Origin of the sequence: uncultured Slackia sp. (genome assembly GCF_934630525.1) — a bacterium.
Classification (GTDB): domain Bacteria; phylum Actinomycetota; class Coriobacteriia; order Coriobacteriales; family Eggerthellaceae; genus Slackia.
This window is the reverse complement of sequence record NZ_CAKTVX010000001.1, coordinates 167,071-184,307: the sequence shown is the minus strand read 5'-3', so window position 1 is coordinate 184,307 and position 17,237 is coordinate 167,071. Positions and strand designations below refer to the sequence as shown.

At 56.8% G+C, this 17,237-nt stretch carries 13 protein-coding genes; 5 read left to right on the top strand and 8 right to left on the bottom strand.

What is annotated here, in order from left to right:
* Positions 1 to 176 precede the first annotated feature (176 nt).
* From Q0D41_RS00760 to Q0D41_RS00740, 5 genes are all read right to left on the bottom strand, one after another.
* Entirely contained in the window at positions 177 to 1,331 is a 1,155-nt protein-coding gene (locus Q0D41_RS00760; RefSeq protein ID WP_294373761.1) for an acyl-CoA dehydrogenase family protein, read from the bottom strand.
* A 272-nt stretch (positions 1,332 to 1,603) separates the two neighbouring features.
* On the bottom strand, positions 1,604 to 2,884 hold the full coding sequence (locus Q0D41_RS00755) for an MFS transporter (protein WP_294373758.1): 1,281 nt from the start codon (positions 2,882 to 2,884) through the stop codon (positions 1,604 to 1,606).
* Between the two features lie 182 nt (positions 2,885 to 3,066).
* Complete coding sequence (locus tag Q0D41_RS00750) at positions 3,067 to 4,197, bottom strand: 2-hydroxyacyl-CoA dehydratase subunit D (protein ID WP_294373757.1); 1,131 nt, start codon at positions 4,195 to 4,197, stop codon at positions 3,067 to 3,069.
* 3 nt (positions 4,198 to 4,200) lie between these two features.
* Positions 4,201 to 5,436, bottom strand: coding sequence for a 2-hydroxyacyl-CoA dehydratase subunit D (locus Q0D41_RS00745; protein ID WP_294373754.1), 1,236 nt, complete (start codon positions 5,434 to 5,436; stop codon positions 4,201 to 4,203).
* A 183-nt stretch (positions 5,437 to 5,619) separates the two neighbouring features.
* Positions 5,620 to 6,864: a CaiB/BaiF CoA-transferase family protein gene (locus tag Q0D41_RS00740; RefSeq protein ID WP_294373751.1), complete on the bottom strand. Its 1,245-nt coding sequence runs from the start codon at positions 6,862 to 6,864 to the stop codon at positions 5,620 to 5,622.
* 274 nt (positions 6,865 to 7,138) lie between these two features.
* Between Q0D41_RS00740 and Q0D41_RS00735 the strand changes: the two genes are divergently transcribed.
* On the top strand, positions 7,139 to 7,798 hold the full coding sequence (locus Q0D41_RS00735) for a TetR family transcriptional regulator (protein ID WP_294373748.1): 660 nt from the start codon (positions 7,139 to 7,141) through the stop codon (positions 7,796 to 7,798).
* 252 nt (positions 7,799 to 8,050) lie between these two features.
* Here Q0D41_RS00735 and Q0D41_RS00730 read toward each other — a convergent pair whose 3' ends face one another.
* A complete protein-coding gene (locus tag Q0D41_RS00730) occupies positions 8,051 to 8,428 on the bottom strand; it encodes a PaaI family thioesterase (protein ID WP_294373745.1) in 378 nt (125 codons plus the stop codon).
* A gap of 932 nt (positions 8,429 to 9,360) precedes the next feature.
* Between Q0D41_RS00730 and Q0D41_RS00725 the strand changes: the two genes are divergently transcribed.
* Positions 9,361 to 10,374: a hypothetical protein gene (locus tag Q0D41_RS00725; protein ID WP_294373743.1), complete on the top strand. Its 1,014-nt coding sequence runs from the start codon at positions 9,361 to 9,363 to the stop codon at positions 10,372 to 10,374.
* A gap of 600 nt (positions 10,375 to 10,974) precedes the next feature.
* Here the strand turns inward: Q0D41_RS00725 and Q0D41_RS00720 are convergent.
* Positions 10,975 to 12,114 (bottom strand): lysylphosphatidylglycerol synthase transmembrane domain-containing protein, encoded by a 1,140-nt coding sequence (locus tag Q0D41_RS00720; RefSeq protein ID WP_294373741.1) that lies wholly within the window; start codon positions 12,112 to 12,114, stop codon positions 10,975 to 10,977.
* Between the two features lie 19 nt (positions 12,115 to 12,133).
* A complete protein-coding gene (locus tag Q0D41_RS00715; protein ID WP_294373738.1) occupies positions 12,134 to 13,162 on the bottom strand; it encodes a glycosyltransferase family 2 protein in 1,029 nt (342 codons plus the stop codon).
* 621 nt (positions 13,163 to 13,783) lie between these two features.
* Between Q0D41_RS00715 and sufC the strand changes: the two genes are divergently transcribed.
* The 3 genes from sufC to Q0D41_RS00700 are packed head-to-tail and all read left to right on the top strand — an operon-like array spanning position 13,784 to position 17,223.
* Positions 13,784 to 14,563 (top strand): Fe-S cluster assembly ATPase SufC, encoded by a 780-nt coding sequence (gene sufC, locus Q0D41_RS00710; RefSeq protein ID WP_114615035.1) that lies wholly within the window; start codon positions 13,784 to 13,786, stop codon positions 14,561 to 14,563.
* Positions 14,564 to 14,578: 15 nt separating this feature from the next.
* Positions 14,579 to 15,991: a Fe-S cluster assembly protein SufB gene (gene sufB, locus Q0D41_RS00705; RefSeq protein WP_294373733.1), complete on the top strand. Its 1,413-nt coding sequence runs from the start codon at positions 14,579 to 14,581 to the stop codon at positions 15,989 to 15,991.
* On the top strand, positions 15,991 to 17,223 hold the full coding sequence (locus Q0D41_RS00700; RefSeq protein WP_294373732.1) for a SufD family Fe-S cluster assembly protein: 1,233 nt from the start codon (positions 15,991 to 15,993) through the stop codon (positions 17,221 to 17,223). The genes sufB and Q0D41_RS00700 overlap by 1 nt, the downstream gene beginning before the upstream one ends.
* The last annotated feature ends 14 nt before the right edge of the window (positions 17,224 to 17,237 follow it).

The window sequence follows — 17,237 nt, the reverse complement described above, 5'->3', positions numbered from 1 at the left end:
CTGCAACGGCCTAACGAAAGGGCGAGTGGCGGCCCATCTGGGGTCGTCTGCGCTCAAACTTCTTTTCATTTCAAAGAAGCGCAGCCAGGCGAGCGCATAGCGAAGCCCATAGGGCGAAGCGGTAGCGAGTCGTGGCCCCAGGTGGGCCGCCGCTCGCCCCGCCGGACGAGATTCGATTACTTCTTGTACTTCTTCGCGAGCTGACGGCCGGCGATGTAAACCATGATTTCATCGGTGCCGCCTGCAATCTGCATGCCGCGAACGTCGTTTGCGATACGGCCGACACGCGTCTCGGTGGTGTAACCCAGGCCGCCGAAAATCTGAACAGCTTCCTGGCACACCTCGGTGCAAGCACGGGCGCCATAACGCTTCAGCAAAGCAGACTCGGTACGAATCGACATGCCCTGGTCCATACGCCACAACACGTAGTAAAGCATGTTGCGCACGTTGATGAGCTTCGTCTCCATCTCGGTGAGCTTTTCCTGAATGAGCTGGTAGCTCGAAATCGGCTTGCCAAAAGTGATGCGGTCGTTCACGTAAGCGGCGGCGTCATCCATGCAGGCCTGAGCGCAGCCGAGGCACTGGGCGATGATGAGCGAGCGTTCCATCTCGAAGTTCTTCATGAGATTCTTAAAGCCGGCGCCATATTCGCCAACCATCATGTCTTCGGTGAGTTTCACGTCATCGAAATACATCTCACAGAACGGCATAATCTGCTGGCCGCGTTTCCCGAGACCCGCAGTGGAAACGCCGGGCAAATCTTTTGGAACGAGCCACATGGTCATTTCGGCATTGTCGTGCGAGGGATCCTCGTTCTTGGCGATGACCAGGCAGTACGGCAGTGCTTCGCCAGCAGTGACCCATGTTTTCTGACCATTGAGGATATAGGTGCCGTCGGCCTGCTTCTTGGTGGTAGCGGTCATCGACATATTGTCGGAACCAGCCGCCGGCTCAGAGAAGCCCAGGCTGAAAATCGGCTTGCCCGTCTTCATGTATTCTTCCATGCAGAAGGCGACCTGTTCGTCGCTGCCGAAGTCAATCATGTCGCACATGGCGAGGGTATTGTTCAAAAACGGCGTGATGCTGCCGGCATAGTGCGCGAATTCCTCGGTCAGAACGCCAAGGGTCACGCGGTCGCAAGGAACGCCGCCGAGCTCTTCGGGAATGCCCATAAGGCCAAAGCCTGCCTCAAGGTATTCCTTCAGCAGTTCATCGGTCATGCCGTGGGCATCGAACATCTCGACAATCTTGCGTTCATCGAGGTTGCGCTCGCAAAACTCCTGGATGCTCTCAACCAGCAGCTCTTGTTCGTCGGTGCGTGCGAAATCCATCTTTTCATCCCTTCATCATTGGTATGCAAAGCTCGAATTGAATTGGCGCCGCGTGCGCGGCTTTGATTCGCGGGAAATCGGAATCGTGAGGTCACGGCCTCCACCGCGCGCTGGCGAGGCCGCAAGGGGCGCAACCGAAATCGGCCCCCCGATCGCCTTGGAACCCTGTCCGCTTGGGCGCAAAGGCGATTGGGGGACCGGCCCTCGAGGAAGGGCCGGTTGCTAGCTGCCCGCAGTAAGGAGTCAACGGGCGGAAGCGAGGAAAAAAGAGGCTAGTTCTCGGTCTTTTCAAGCTTCTTGCCCTGGCCCAGCGCAAACACGCCGAACAGGAAGCATGCGACCATGCAGACGATGGAAAGCGTGAACATGATGGAGAAACCGCCGGGGAGGTCAACGACCCAAGCCCAGAACGTGGATGCGACAACGCCGCCCAGGGTGCCAGCCATCGACACGCGAGAGTAGATGTTGGTGTAATCGCGAGAGCCAAAGGTGGTGCGAACAAGCAGCGGGGTCTGAACGGTGGTGCAGGCATACACGAAGCCGAACAGGAACGCGCCGACGAACAACAGGGCAACCACGGAAGGCAGGAACCACATGAGCACGACGCCCACGAGGCCAGAGCCAATACCCAGAGCCATGCCGCCCTTGCACGACTTGTCGTTCACAGCGCCCAGGATGACCTTGCCGATTGCCTGGCCAGCCATGCAGGCGGAAGCCACGACACCGGAAACAGCGGCAATCTCGGGAACGGTGTTCGAGAAGGAAGCGCAGTAAGAGGGCAGGAACTGATACACGGTCTGGTTCACGGTGATCAGGAACGAGAAGCCGGCCAGCGCAAAGAACGCAGCGGTCTTCATGGCCTTGTCGGCAGAGACGCCAACTTCAGGAGCGGCGGGCTTGCCAGAGTCAGCGGAAACCTCGTCGGCGCCATAGGCCTGAACGCCCTTGTCGGACGGTTTGCTGCGAACGATCAGCGCGGTGAACGGAAGGGTCACGACCAAAACGATGATGCCGAACACCAGGTAGCCCGTACGCCAGCCTTCGGGACCCATGTTAATAAGCGCAGTGCCGATAGGATTGAAGATAACGCCGCCAATGCCCGTGAAAGCCATGCACAGGCCAATGAAGAAGCCGACCTTCTTCTTGCACCAAGCATTAATCAGCGAAGGAACGGCCAGGTAGATAAGCGGAGCCGTGCCAATGCCGAGCAAAACGCCAGCGATGTAGAACTGCCATACCGCAGTGAAGAACGACATCGCGATGAGCGTAAGGCCGTCAATAATAACCGCGGCGGAAAGAACCACGCGCGCGTCCATCTTCGACATGAGCTTGCCGCCGATAGGCAGCATGATCATCATTGCGAGGTTCAAGATGGAGAAGTACAGCGTGAACGACGCCTTGGGCACACCGAAGTAATTAGAAACCGGCGTGAAGTAAATACCCGCGCAGCTCAACACCAGAGCACACGGAATGCACGTGATCGCGATGCCGGCGGCAACGATCAGGAAGGCATAGTGGAAGCCTCCCTTTTTCTGAACCTGTTCAGAAGCCATAACGTATCCCCTTTTCAGGATATGCGCCGCCGAAGCGGCAAGGTCTTCGCCCCCTGTGCGCCATCCCCTCGATGGGCCCACAGGGAACGCCTATGCGGGGCCTTCGCCCCGAAGGGGCCGAAGCGCTCGGGAAAACGCCCCGGCCCATCAAAACAAAAGTGCGTACTGCGTATCAAACAGTTTTACGCAAGCAGTTCTTTGAACGTTTCAAGCTGCGTACGAGCCTGCTCATACGACTCGGTGGACTGGTCGACTTCGATGGTCACCACAGGAATGCCAGCCTCACGCAGCGCCTTCGTGGCGAGCGGAGCCTCGAATTCCTCGGGGTCGCAGAACTTCGCGAGAAGAATCACCACGCCCTGTGCGCCGGAATCCTTCGCCTTCTTGACGAGCGCGTCGAGGTGCGCCTTCTTCGGGTCGAACAGCTCGGGGTCTTCCTTGAGGTTGCACCAGCCATCGGCGAGTGCCTCAATGGCGCAACCGGCCTCGGGAACCTCGCGAGAGAACGCACGGCTCTCTTTTGCGAGGTCGTCGGCGACCACGGCGTACTTGTTGGCATCGAGAATCTCGGTGATTGCCGGGATGTCCTCGTAAATGCCGGAAAGCACGATCTTGTTGAAGCCAGCGGTGGATTCGGGCAACTTCGCGAGCTCGGCGTTGAGCGCCTTCACCTGAGCGAGGTGCTCTTCCTTAAGCTCGTAGTAACCCGCGTTAATAACGGCCACGCGTTCGACGACGGAAACCTCCGCCGGATGAGTTCCGGCAAGCTCGACGAACTCGCGCATCGCGGCGCGCCATTCGTTGTAGAGCTTGATGGAAGCGAGCATGTCGTCGTTCTCGATGATCGCGTTTGCACATTCCTCAACGCCACGCTTGACTTCCGTATAGGACTCGATGGCATAGGTGCGGCCGGCCTCGATAAAGCGGTTCTGCGAATTGGTCACGTAAATCATGGGGATCTTCGTGCCCATGGCGGCCTTCCAGTTCTGGCTGAAGGCGCGCAGCGTGTCGCACAAACCGGTGATCATCATGCCCGACAGGCCATTGAGCTTGCCCGTCATGCCCATTTCCAGCGTCATCTGGCAGATGGAGCAATAAAACGGCGGGAAGTACTTCTTGGCGTTATCGGAGGAGCCAATGGCGCCCCACACGCCGAACGGCACAGCGCCAGCGGCATGCACGAGTTCTTCGGGCACATGGTAGGGGCCCACGCCAATCACGCGCTTGCCCTCGGCGAGGTACTTGTCGAGCTGGGCCTTGGGGTTGTTCGCGACCTCGGCGAAACCGGCCAGCATTTCTTTGATTTCAGCCATCGTCTACTCCCCCTTCTTGTTGTTTTCCATGATTTCGAGCAGGCCCTCGACGCGCGTGTTGTACTGTTCTTCGCTGAAGTTACGCGGGTCGGACTGGTCGCCATCGAACGTAACCACGGGAATATGCAGGTCATTCGCGATACGACGTCCCATTTCGGGAGCGATGCCGCTCCACATCTTGCAGGAGCGGTTGTTATGGATCAGGCCACCGTTGACCTTGCCAGCCTTGCACAGCTCCTCGCGCAGCTCAACGGCGCGCTCGAGGTTGATGGCATTCGGCATTTCGGCGTAAGCGCGCATCATCTCATCGGTGTTGCCATAGGTGAAGGCGAACGACGGGCCATACACGCATGCGGTCACGTTGGTGCCAGAATGCTTGAGCGGATGTAGCGTGGCGCGCAGGAACGGCCAGCAAGCGATGCCCTCGAACATAACGCGGTTCTTCTCTTCGACCTTGAACGTGGACTTGTGCTCCTTGACGAACTGCTTGTACTCGTCGATAAGTTGCAGGAAGCCGTCAAGCGATTCCTGCTTGCCACGGGCCATGGTCGCCACGGCCATATGGTTGAACAGCTCAAAACCGTTCAGCGGGCTGGGCTCGTACTGCATGTACTGAGTCGCTTCGAGCCACGCCTGGCCAACTTTGTTGGAAATCTCGCACACCTCGGCGAAGCGATCCTCGTCCCACTTCTTGCCGGTGATTTCCTCGAGCTGCTTAATGCAGTCATCGAACTGGCCGCGCATGTAGGCAACGCGCTTGGCGTCGACGTCGTATTTGTCGTTGTACGGCACGTCGATCATGATTACGGGAATGTCGAGCATCTTACCGATGTTCTCATACCAATTCATCATGCAGTTGCAAATGTTGTTGCAGCACAAAACGAAATCGGGCAGCGGCATTTCGCGCTCTTCGTTGGGGCATTTGCCCAGGTCGGCGTACGCCATCGAAATGCGAGCATATGCGCACAGGTCGTTGGAGAAACCCAGGTCGCCTTCGGCGTGCTCGAGCATGGCAAGGCTGCCGCCCTTAGCGGAAATCGCAGCTGCCTGGCTTTCCGGATACACGCAATGCAAGCCGAGCGTTTCAGGAATCTCTTGCGGGAAGTTCGACGAAATCCAACCGACCTTCTCGCCGCGAGCCTTCGCCTCAATGGCGCTCTCGTATACGTTGTCGGCGATATTCGCGAGAACTTTCTTCGCGGGAAGCTTCTCGGGTACCTCTTTTATTTCTTCGGCCATATTTCCCCCTTTACGAAACAATAAAAGCCAAAACCCATCAGGCTCTCCGTTTAAATGGCGGCGGCGTGCTCAAACAGTCCTGAACTCTCTCGGAAGCCGCTCGATGCGGCTTTCGGCTCGTGCGGAACTGCGCCGCTCGCCGCCATTTAAACTCCGAGCAGAATCAATCGATCGCCGAGAGAGTTACTTGCGCTCGCCCTGCTTGGCGATGCCAGCCTCTTCGAGCTCTTTGATCTCGTCGTCGGTGTAGCCGAGGCCCTTAAGAACGTCTTCAGTGTCTTCGCCCAAAAGCGGTGCCTTGTCGTAGTTCGGCAGCGGCGTGTCGGACATGTCGATCGGAGTGCGAACCAGAGCCTTGGGGCCGCGCGGGTAGTCCATCTCGTAGAACACGTCGTTTGCCCAAGCCTGCTCGTCTTTGGAGACCTCTTCGTAGGTCTTGCATGCGGCGAACGGAATGTCGAGCTCGGTCAGAATGGGGATCCACTCTTCCATGGTCTTCTGCTGGAAGCCCTCCTGAACCAGGTCGTAGGCTTCGCCGAGGCGGCCGGCCTCCTGAATCTTCTTCTGGTCGTTCATCACGGGATCGTCGAGAACGTCCTCGCGGCCGATCGCCTTCATGATAAGCGGCCAGTAAATGGAGAAGTTCGGGCCCATGACCTGCAGGAAGCGCTCGTCCTTGGTCTTGACGGCCGGCTGATAAGGCAGAGGATTCTCGCGACGATCGAACGGATAGCTGACGCCGTGGAACTCGGTTCCGTACTGTGCGCCCTGGATCTGGAACGACTGAACCCAAATAGCGGTATGCAGCAAGTTGGTGGAAACATTCTCGCCCTTGCCGGTTTTGGCTGCGCGATAGAGTGCGCCCAGAACGCCAGCAGTCAGCGCGAGGGCAGCCTGGTGGTCGCCCAGAGCAGGAATGAGGTTCGAAGGAACGGTGCCCTTCTGGTACAGCGATCCCGACCAGCCGGAACGAGCAAAGAACGCGGTGTAGTCAAAGCCGGGCAGATCCTTGTCGGGGCCTTTGTCGCCATAGCCCGTGAGACTTGCATAAATGAGTTTGGGGTACTTGACCTTCAACTCGTCATAGGTGAGGTTCTGGCGTGCGAGCGCGCCAGGGCGCCAGTTGGTCAGGAAAACGTCAGCGTCGTCGAGCATCTTGAACAGCACTTCTTTGCCCTTGGGCTGGCGAAGGTCAAGAACGATGCCCTTCTTGTTGGCATTCTCGAGGTCAAAGTTGGTGTCCTCGTGCGGGTCGGACGGACGGCCCTCGTTCGGAGCAGTGAAGCGCAGATTGTCGCCCTTGGCGGATTCGATTTTGATAACTTCGGCACCCATGTCGGCAAGAATGCGGCCAACGGCGGGAACCGCGATGAACGTCGCCATTTCAACGACCTTCACGCCATCGAGCGGACGCTTAACGTCTTCCATGTTTCCTCCTAAAAGAAAATCCCCTTATAGTCCGGATTCATGTCTCATCCGGACACCTTGTATTGTGGATTGTGTGAAGAGGAAATTCATTAGACGGAAATACTGCGCGTCCAAGGGTTGCTAGACAGATTCACGATATGACTAATTGCAAGCAACCAATGAGCACGCTTTCATAGATGAACAGGATGTATTTGGGCCATTAGGCGATAGATTCTCGCCTTGAGCCCTTCAAGTGCCTATAATTTACCCAGGGGAAGCAAATAAGGGGTATCGCATGGCAAAGCGTGACACGCGCGCGGAAATAGCCGCCGCTTTCAAAGAATCGGTTCGAAAAACGTCGCTATCGCAAACGCGAGTTGCCGACCTCATTTCCGAACTCGGCGTGAACCGCAATACGTTCTACTATCACTTCGGCAGCAAATACGATGTCGCCATGTGGATCTTCCGCACGTCGCTCGCCGCCAAACTGCGTCACGATTTCCCCGAAAGCCAGCTTGTGAGCGCCCCTTTTTCTTCAACGGGCGCAGGCAAAGACGCACTCCCCTATTACGTGCATAAGGAAACGGGCGCCCGCACGCTTGATACGAGCGGCTACTACAAAGCACTCGTCACTACGGTACTCGAAGATCCCGATTTCTACCGCAAGCTTTTTACGCCGCGCGAACACGAGTTCATCCAGCAGGTTGCCGAAACGCTCATTCCTGCGTTCAAAGCGGACATCGACTTCATTTTAGACGGACGCTATATGCCCGACGAGACGAAAGCCCTGCTCGCTGACTCATGCGCATATCAGGCGATTTCGCTCGTAGAGTTCTTCCTCATCAATCGCGGCAGCACGCAAACGCTGCTCGACGAGCACATGAACCCGTTTTGGAACGTCGTGCAAGAAAGCCTTTACACGGCCATTCAGGAGCACCCAATCAACCGATTCTAGCCAAGATGCGCCAACCTACTACATGCCCTGATGTGTTAAATGCTCGTAGCGTTTAACAGGTCTCAAGCAAACCCGAGAAGACGCATTGGAAGTCGCAGACGCGAAAGCGGCACGAGCGCCAATCACGCCCCACAATCCCCAAATGCCAAAACACAGGCGCGAATCTCCGCGCCTGCAATCAAGTCGCCATGCGAAGAAACGATTCCGAGTCATGCGCGGCGCATCCCGCCACCACACGACCAGCTCCCCGCCTTACTTGACCTTCTTCATGTACATCGTCATTTGGGACGTGTTGAACATTTGGCCGTCCGACATGCGGAATTGCTCGACCTTCCATACGCGCACGCGGCCGCCATCGCGCACTGGCGTTGCCACGGTCTCGATGGTGTCGCCTTCGAAGACGGGCAGCAAATGCGTCGTAGTAAGCTCGAGGCCCAATGCATGCGAAACGGCGGGGTCGGTATGCGCCGAGATGCACTCGCTTGCCGCGTGCTCAGCCAAATAGGCGCTGATGCCACCATGGATTACGCCATGTCGTTGCAGCATATCAGCGGTCACGGGCGTATGCATGACGTAACGATCCGGGGTATCTTCAACGATTTCAATATGCAGAATATCGGCCAGGCTCATATGGCGTCCCTTTCAGACAAGGAGTGTATCGCGATGCTGCACATACTAGCGCAGCCCTAAACAGGACGCGCTCCACAACTCACCGTATTCGACCGGAAGCAAGCGCAACATAGCCCTCTTCCCACGACGCAAGCATCCCATTCCGGCAAGTCGCACGAAAGCTTAGCCCGATTACCCGTAACGTCCCTCTTCGATATTACGCAGAAGGCGTCCGGAGCTAATCCTAGAACCTTCCCATCTCAAAAGGTCGGATGAGTCCGAATCTTCTCCATCTCAACCGCTATCGAGGCTTTCCCCATCGCGCTCCCTATTCAAATCTCCTTACGACCTTACTGAGCAACCTCTTGCTTTGAAGCGAAAAGCGAGCCAATTAAACATCCCCGCTTTGCGAATGACGCCGGTTTTGACCAAGAAATAGCCGCCGCTGGTCAAAACGAGCACCATTCGCAAAACTTAGGAACTATGGCAAAGCCGAAAATATCGATGCAACAAACGACGCACCCTCCAAACGCAGCAAATTGGGTTCCGAAACACTATCGCCTCGTTCTCGCGGCCGGATAAGCGCCTTCCAAAAGCGAACGTTCCCCCGCAAACAGTAAGACCCAGGAAGAAATTTGCAAATGGTGCCAGTTTTGACCGCATAAATACGTTTCTTGGTCAAAATCGGCACCATTCGCAAGTTTCACCTCAAGGGAATCGCAGCTACCACCATCATGCCTGCGCTGTGCGCTGTGCGCCCTTGCTATCGCATGCCCCACGATACCAATCATCGCGTTTTCATGCATTTCCCCAGCTGACTTCTGCACGTTTCCCTTCAATTTTCTCGCAGTTTTCACGCAATAATTTGGAGTACATATCACCTGTTCAACAGCTTGTTTTCAAATATCAGCAACCCCCTTTTCAAAACATATCGGAATTGGCAAGATGTGCCCATGATGTATCTCTCCCACATATCGGCATACTTATTCTGGCGCAGCTTCGACGGCGCCAGTTTTCGCGTGGAGCCGCTTTCGATAGTTAACGGAAATCCAGAGAATCGAAAACGTCAACGCGACCGAATCGTCAGCTTCGCCCAAGCCAACGGCTTCGTAGATGTACGCGGCAAAGCCCACATAACAGCCTCGAATGGCGTAGCCGCAGCGCGAAGCTCGGCTATCGCAACGCACAAGATAGAAAACGATGTCGCGGCCTCGTGCCTTCTCATTGATGGAGAAATAGCCGTCTCGAGTCCAGAACTCACATTTGTGCAAATGTCATCGCTACTTGAAAGCACGCAGCTTATCGCCCTTGGAAATGAACTTTGCTCGCGATACGTCATTTCTCAGGATCAAATTTCGCAACGAAAAACGATTACGAGTTCGGCAAAGCTGGGCAAATTCCTGGAGATGAACAGCAATCTACGCTCTTGTACGAAAGCAAAAGCAGCATGCGGCTTCATTGTTGACGGAGCCCGTTCCCCTATGGAATGGAAATGCTTCATGCTCCTGACGCTGAGCCATGTCAAAGGAGGCGCGAAGCTCCCCGCTCCGAAGCTCAATTCTAGAATCGATTTAAAAACCCCAATCCAAGCAATCGACCAATGGGGATACCCCCGAATCATCAACTCGTTTGAATGCGACCTTGTTTGGGAGGAGAAGCGCCTGGTAGTCGTTGAATATCAAGGCAAAGAATGGCACTCAGACGAAAGCGCTCTTTTGCGCGACGCAGTAAAGAACAATAGACTTGTTGGCCAGAACATAACGCTTTTCGAACTAACGAAAGATATCGTCTATGACGAAGTAGCATTCAGCGAGTTTTGCGAAACCCTCGCCAAAGCTCTCAACCACCGCAATCGCATTCGCGCTGCTTCGGCATATGAAAAATCACGTATCCTTCGCCGTGCAATCATGCCGACAAACTGGTTCGAGCAAGCGATTTCCAAATCCCATCAAGCTCGCAAGCGATAACGCGGTTTACAAATTGCGCGAGTTTTGACCAAAAAATCGACGCCTATGGTCAAAATTGCGGCTATTCGTAAAAAGGAATTCAATCCGAAAGACGCGAGGGAGCACATCGGCCCCGAAAGAACGCCCAAAGCACCCCTTAAAACGATAATCCGAACATATTGATCGCAATTTCTATTCCAACGGTCAGACAATGCTGCGAATAGCGGCGATTTTGACCAGCGATAGGCGCAAAGAGGTCAAAACCGCGACCATTCGTAATTTGATTCCACCGAATGAAACGTATGCCCATAAAGAAAGCCGCAAACCCGACAGCTAATGGAACATGGGCGACACAACCAGGCTTCAATAAAACGGCGCCGCAAAGCATGAGGTCGTATAGCCGAAAGCAGCAGACCGTAAACCCTACATCACGAACCGAACACTGCGCAACGGCAGCCTATGGGCTCAACGGCGCCGCGATGCAACAGCTCATGGCGCCATGTCGCGAATCCAACGCCGCAACGCCGCCGCAATTCAGGGCAGCGTAGCCAACACACGACGCGCCGCACGCCGCGCAGCCCCACGCACGACATCGCCTCAAATCATGAACGCTCGTTATTCTTATTCGTGATTTTTGTTTGCCTCTTGAGCACGCACGGCATCGCCGCGATTCACGGCGAGCGTAACCAGCATGCCTGTCACAATGGGGAAATAGAATGTGAGGAAGCGCCAAATGAACGTCGAAAGCGCGACAAACGACGCGCTTGGGTAAATCGTGCTGAAGAAGAGCGCGTAGCTCGTTTCAGCAGCGCCCATGGCGCCCGGCGTGGGAACGAACGACGAAATCATGTACACGAACGCCTGACACGAAATCACGGTAAGGAAATCGCCGTCGCAGCCCAGGCCACGCATAATCACATAGCTAATGGCAAAGAACTCAAGCAGCTGGACGAACGTAACCGCGATGCTTCTCGCAAACAGACGCGGTTTTTTCATCATGTAGCGCATCTCGTTGTACGCGTCGTCAATGGTCTTTGTGGTATCGGCGATCCGCTTTTCGGGGTCTTTCACAATATGCATCTTGCCCGCGAGCTTAAACGCCCAGGTCATAAGCTTAACGATAGCATTGCGCCAAAATGCGATGGCCAACAGCATCAAAAGCAGCCCCAAGCCGCCAATGAAGCCAATAACGACAAGCGTGGTAAGCGCGGGGTTCTCCTCGACGAAATAATGCAGGCGGAACAACAACACCAATGCGCAAAAAGCGCTCGTCGCGACCTGATAGGTCACAAAGCGGCTCACGAGCATCGGCATGCTCTTGGAGAGCGGCATGCCGAAGCGGTTGTAGTAATACGCCTGAAACGGCTGCCCGCCGCTCGAGAGCGGCGTGATGCAATTGAAATACTGGCCGATGATCGTGCACAGAAACGTATCGCGGAAACGGAATTTCGGAAACATGTCGCGCGAGAAAATCTGCATGCATACCGATTCGAAAAACCAATAGCCCACAACCATGAGCACCGCAAGCACGAGCCACGGCCAGCGCATGCTCGAAAGGGCGTTGGCCATATCTTCGCCCTCGCCTGCGAAAAACAGGTAACCAACGAGCATGCCGAATGCGAAAATGCACAGCACGACATTGAGCAAACGCCCTTTAATATGGGGTCGCTCCATGGCCGTTTCGGGAGCGATTTCATTGAGCAAATTCGGCTCGAGAATCGCCTCTTCAAATGGCTCTTTTTTCTGATTATCGTTTGCCATGGCCTCTTCTCACGTTGCGCTATGCGAATTTGAACAGGTTCGCCGCTATGCCGTAGCCGCATTTCGCAGCCCAGCGACCAAGTGCCGTTTTACGATTAACCAGACCCGCCAGCGTGAATCGAAGCTTGCGGCACAGTACGGGATCGCTCTCGCGAAGGTAGCGCCACAGCTTTTTATTGTCTTCAATGGATTCGGGCGTATTGATCTGGAACAGATGGATAGACGACACGGTGAGCATCGCGGAAAGATACCGCATCGAGCAACCCGCCAAACGAGGGCTGATCGCCTGCAGCTTCTCATAATCAAAACCGTCAATCGCCAGATGCGTCGCATGAATCTGGTCGGCAATGTGGCGCTTGAGCACCGAAGGGTCAATTGACTGGCCCTCGCGGCCAATGGTGTACCAATATAAGTCGCAATCGTGGTAATAGAGCTTCTTCACGAAACGCAGGGGCTTGAGCATGAGCAGGCTGTCCATATATGACATGCCTTCAGGCAACACCAAGCCGCTCTCGCGCACCACGCTCGTTCGATACATGGCGCTATGGATCATGATGTACTGGTCAAGACTCGGATTACTCATCGCGTCCCAGCCAACGACCCTATCGCTCGGAAGGAGCTTCTCGTACGAAATGGTATGTCGATCGCCGTTTTCTACGCGGTTGTACACGTAATTCACCATGTACAAATCAACGCCCGCCTGCTGTTCCTCCAACATGCGAAGGCGAGAAACGACTTCGGTAAGCTTCGCGGAATCGAGCCAATCATCGGAGTCGACGATATAGAAGAACGTTCCCGACGCCAGTTCGAGAGCGTGGTTCACCGCACCGCCCCAGTTGCGATTCTCCTGGTCAACAGCCACAACAATGCCCGGATGGCGCTCGGCATAATCGCGCGCCACCTGAAGCGTGCCATCTTTCGAACCGTCGTTGACAACGAGCACCTCAACCTCGTCGCCCGACTGAACGAGCGAATCGAGACACGTGTGCAAATAGGACGCAGCATTATATGCGGGAACGGCAATTGTCAGCAGTTTCGAATTCGGCATACCAATCATTTCAATATCGACTCGAAGCGGCCAAGCGGAAGCGTAGCCGTTTTTCGTAACTGCCAGAGTATAGCCTTTTAGAAAGAAGAAGCATCGACCGCGCCGTCAATAAGCAGAAAACCGTTGCGCGAACGTAAACCAAGCGTAAGGACGAAAGAGCGGGAACGCCGCACGGCAATATAGCGCTACGCAGCACCGCACGAAGGCAGAGGGAACAGCCGCGCTCGACAAAAGCGCCAATAGGCGCAGAAACCAAGCCGAACGAACCACGACGACAAAACAAAGCAACCGTCCCTAGCCTAACGCCCGCGCCGCAGCGAACCAACCGACGCCTTCACGTGTGCCCACCCCAGCAACCGCGCCACCCCAGCAACCCTTCGCCGCCCCGGCAATCGCCCTTTCAGCAACCTCATAAGGACTCTTCGTGCCGATTCGTCCCATGGAAGGATAATTCGCCTTGAATGAGGTGCCTGGTTGGTTTATCTTAATCCCGTTACATAGGTTGGTTTAATAGGCTTGCACGCGCGGGCGCCCGAATCCGAAGACGAAGGTACCATGCAGCGTCGCCTGCCAACAACTCTTGTATTCAAAAGGGGTATATATAAGAGAAAGGCAATTGCCATGGCATTAGAAACCTCAACGGGAGAGCTGCTGCGCGTCAGCGGCCTTACCGCGTCGGTCGACGAAAAGGAGATCTTGCACGGCATCGACCTGAGCGTCGCTCAAGGCGAAACCCACGTGCTCATGGGCCCTAACGGCGCCGGCAAATCCACCCTCGGCCATGTCGTGATGGGCGATCCCACGTACAACGTGACCGCTGGCTCCATCGTGTTCAACGGCCAGGACGTTACCGCGCTTTCGCCCGACAAGCGCAGCCATGCGGGCATGTTCTTGAGCTTCCAGGCTCCCGTCGAAATCCCCGGCGTTCCGCTGTCGAGCTTCCTGCGCGCAGCCGCCGCCGGCCGCGAAGGCCTGAACCTTAAGGGCAAGCAGTTCCGCAAGCACACCCAAGAGCTGTGCGAAGAACTCGACTTCGACCCCGCCTACCTCGACCGCGAGCTGGGCGTCGGCTTCTCGGGCGGCGAAAAGAAGAAGCTCGAAATGCTGCAGCTGCTGCTGCTCAAGCCGAAGCTGGCCATTCTAGACGAAACCGACTCGGGCCTCGACGTCGACGCCCTTTCCGTCGTTTCGCGCGGCATCGACGCATATCGCCGCACCTGCGACGGCACGCTCATCATCATCACGCACAACACGCGCATTCTTGAGCGCGTCGACGTCGATCGCGTGCATGTCATGGTGAAGGGCCGCATGGTGCACGAAGGCCCCGCCTCGCTCATCGAGAAAATCGACACGGAGGGCTTCGAACAGTTCGAGCAAGCCGCCCAGGCCGCGCAAGCGTAAAGGCGGAGGCTCACTATGGCAAAGCAACATTCTGAAGTTGCGGACATCGACCGCAGCCTCTACGACTTCCGCTACGGAGAAGAGGGCTTCGAGCGCCTCGACGCAGGCCTCACGCCCGAAATCGTGCGCGAGATTTCCGCAAAGAAAGACGAGCCCGAATGGATGCTCGAGTTTCGCCTGAAGTCGCTCGAAATCTACAAGAGCATGGCAGCCCCCGATTGGGGTCCGTCCATCGCGGGCTTGGACATGGACAACATCGTCACCTACGTCAAGCCCAATACCGATCAGAAGAGCGACTGGGAAAGCCTGCCCGACGACGTGAAGAACACGTTCGACCGCTTGGGCATTCCGCAGGCCGAGCGCGCATACCTCGCAGGCGTCGGCGCCCAGTACGACTCCGAGCTCGTGTATCACAACATGCAAGACACCGCCTCGAAGATGGGCATCGTGTATTCGGGCATTGAAGAAGCCTTGCACGACCCCAAGTGGGAGCCGCTCATTCGCGAGAAGTTCATGACGCTCATTCCGCCCACCGACCATAAATTCGCAGCGCTCCATGGCGCCGTGTGGTCGGGCGGCAGCTTCGTCTATGTGCCGAAAGACACCAAGCTCGACTTCCCGCTGCAGAGCTACTTCCGCCTGAATGCAAAGGGCGCAGGCCAGTTCGAGCACACGCTCATCATCGTGGAAGACGGCGCCGATCTGCACTTCATCGAAGGCTGCTCGGCCCCGAAATACAACGTGGCGAACCTGCACGCAGGCGCCGTCGAGCTGTTCGTCGGCAAGAACGCGCATCTGCGCTATTCGACCATCGAGAACTGGTCGAAGAACATGTACAACTTGAACACCAAGCGCTCGGTATGCGACGAGGGCGGATCGATCGAATGGGTTTCGGGCAGCTTCGGCAGCCATGTCGGCTACCTCTACCCCATGTCCATTCTTTCCGGCCGCAAGTCGACGTGCACGTTCACGGGCATCACGTTCGCCGGCCAGGGCCAAAACCTCGATACCGGCTGCAAAGTCGTGCTCGCCGCGCCCGACACGAGCGCCGCGATTGAGACGAAGTCGATCTCGAAGGGCGGCGGCGTGTCCACGTTCCGCTCGAGCGTCGTGGCAACCGAAAAGGCCGAAAACTCCGCCGCGTCGGTAAGCTGCCAGTCGCTCATGCTCGACGCCGACAGCCGCTCCGACACCATTCCCGCAATGGACATTCGCTGCAAGAACGTCGACGTAGGCCACGAGGCCACCATCGGCCGCATCTCCGACGACACCGTGTTCTACCTCATGAGCCGCGGCATTTCCGAAGAAGAAGCGCGCACCATGGTCGTCAACGGCTTTGCCGACCCCGTGAGCAAAGAACTGCCGCTCGAATACGCGGTCGAAATGAACAACCTCATCAAACTCGAAATGGAAGGGGCGATTGGATAATGGTCGAAACCACTACGACGACCCTGCGCGCCAACGCGCTCATCTCCCCCACCTGGCATCGTTTGGATATGAACGAAGCGGAAGTCGACGTTATCGACTCCATTGCCGACGGTATCGAGATTCGTGTGCCTGAAGGCGCGCAAGAAGCCGAGTTCGGCGCATTTGCCACCGCTGCGCTTGCCGCGTGGGCTACGCGCCCCGAGCAGGCGAAAACCCCGAATAACACCCAACCCGACGACGAGATTCTCAACGGCGGCGAAGTGAACCTCGATTTGGCCGCAACGTCGCCCGTCACGCGCGACGTGCCTCAGGCCTTCGAACACGGCATGGGCCGTGTCGCGGGCGAATGGCTCGCCGCGCACGCAGCCAAAACGCGTGCCGTTCGCGTTCCCGCAGGCACCGCGCTTGCCGAGCCCATCGTCGTGCATGCGCACGGCAAAAACGCCGCCGCAAGCGTCGCTTCCCTCGACGTTGTCGTCGAAGAAGGCGCAAGCGCGCAGGTGCTCGTGTGCTTCGACGCCCCCGAGACGGGCGAAGGCGTCATCGGCTCCACGCTCGGCGTATTTGCCGACGCCGACGCGCATGTGGACATCCAAACCGTGCATGCCGCCAGCGACGGCTTTACCACCATGGACGACACCGCGCTGTTCCTCGACGACGATGCGCGCATCACCGTGCGCCACACCGTGCTCGGCGCAGGCAAATCGTTTGTAGGCTTGGCGGGCAACCTGTCGGGCAAGCGCTCCGACGTGCACGTGACCACGCGCTATGTGGGCCATGGCGAAGAAGCGCTCGACTTCAATTACCTGCTGCGCCACCGCGGTGAGAAAACCACGTGTCTCATGGACGCCCAGGGCGTGCTCACCGACGAGTGCACGAAGATCCTTCGCGGCACCATCGATTTGGCATGCGGCTGCGCTGGAGCGGAAGGCACCGAAACCGAATCGGTCATCCTCGCCGACGAGCGCGTGAAGAACAAATCGATTCCCATCATTCTGTGCAGCGAAGACGACGTCGCGGGCAACCACGGCGCCACCATTGGCCACATGCGCCCCGAGCAGCTCAACTACCTCATGAGCCGCGGCATTTCGCAAGAAGCCGCCGAGCGCCTGTTCGCCACCGCCACGTTCGAAGATGCCGCGATTACCACGCCCGACGCCTACACGCGCCAGGCGATTGCGAAACTCGCAGCCGAAATTGGCGTTCCCGCCCAATTCGACGAAGCCGAATAGATTCGAGGCTCACG

Bases quoted from the DNA above. Each gene is read 5' to 3' on its own strand.
- Q0D41_RS00745 (WP_294373754.1), bottom strand. From the start codon at position 5,436: ATGGCCGAAGAAATAAAAGAGGTACCCGAGAAGCTTCCCGCGAAGAAA.
- Q0D41_RS00760 (WP_294373761.1), bottom strand. From the start codon at position 1,331: ATGGATTTCGCACGCACCGACGAACAAGAGCTGCTGGTTGAGAGCATC.
- Q0D41_RS00735 (WP_294373748.1), top strand. From the start codon at position 7,139: ATGGCAAAGCGTGACACGCGCGCGGAAATAGCCGCCGCTTTCAAAGAA.
- sufB (WP_294373733.1), top strand. From the start codon at position 14,579: ATGGCAAAGCAACATTCTGAAGTTGCGGACATCGACCGCAGCCTCTAC.
- Q0D41_RS00725 (WP_294373743.1), top strand. From the start codon at position 9,361: ATGATGTATCTCTCCCACATATCGGCATACTTATTCTGGCGCAGCTTC.
- Q0D41_RS00720 (WP_294373741.1), bottom strand. From the start codon at position 12,114: ATGGCAAACGATAATCAGAAAAAAGAGCCATTTGAAGAGGCGATTCTC.
- Q0D41_RS00755 (WP_294373758.1), bottom strand. From the start codon at position 2,884: ATGGCTTCTGAACAGGTTCAGAAAAAGGGAGGCTTCCACTATGCCTTC.
- Q0D41_RS00740 (WP_294373751.1), bottom strand. From the start codon at position 6,864: ATGGAAGACGTTAAGCGTCCGCTCGATGGCGTGAAGGTCGTTGAAATG.
- sufC (WP_114615035.1), top strand. From the start codon at position 13,784: ATGGCATTAGAAACCTCAACGGGAGAGCTGCTGCGCGTCAGCGGCCTT.
- Q0D41_RS00715 (WP_294373738.1), bottom strand. From the start codon at position 13,162: ATGCCGAATTCGAAACTGCTGACAATTGCCGTTCCCGCATATAATGCT.
- Q0D41_RS00750 (WP_294373757.1), bottom strand. From the start codon at position 4,197: ATGGCTGAAATCAAAGAAATGCTGGCCGGTTTCGCCGAGGTCGCGAAC.
- Q0D41_RS00700 (WP_294373732.1), top strand. From the start codon at position 15,991: ATGGTCGAAACCACTACGACGACCCTGCGCGCCAACGCGCTCATCTCC.
- Q0D41_RS00730 (WP_294373745.1), bottom strand. From the start codon at position 8,428: ATGAGCCTGGCCGATATTCTGCATATTGAAATCGTTGAAGATACCCCG.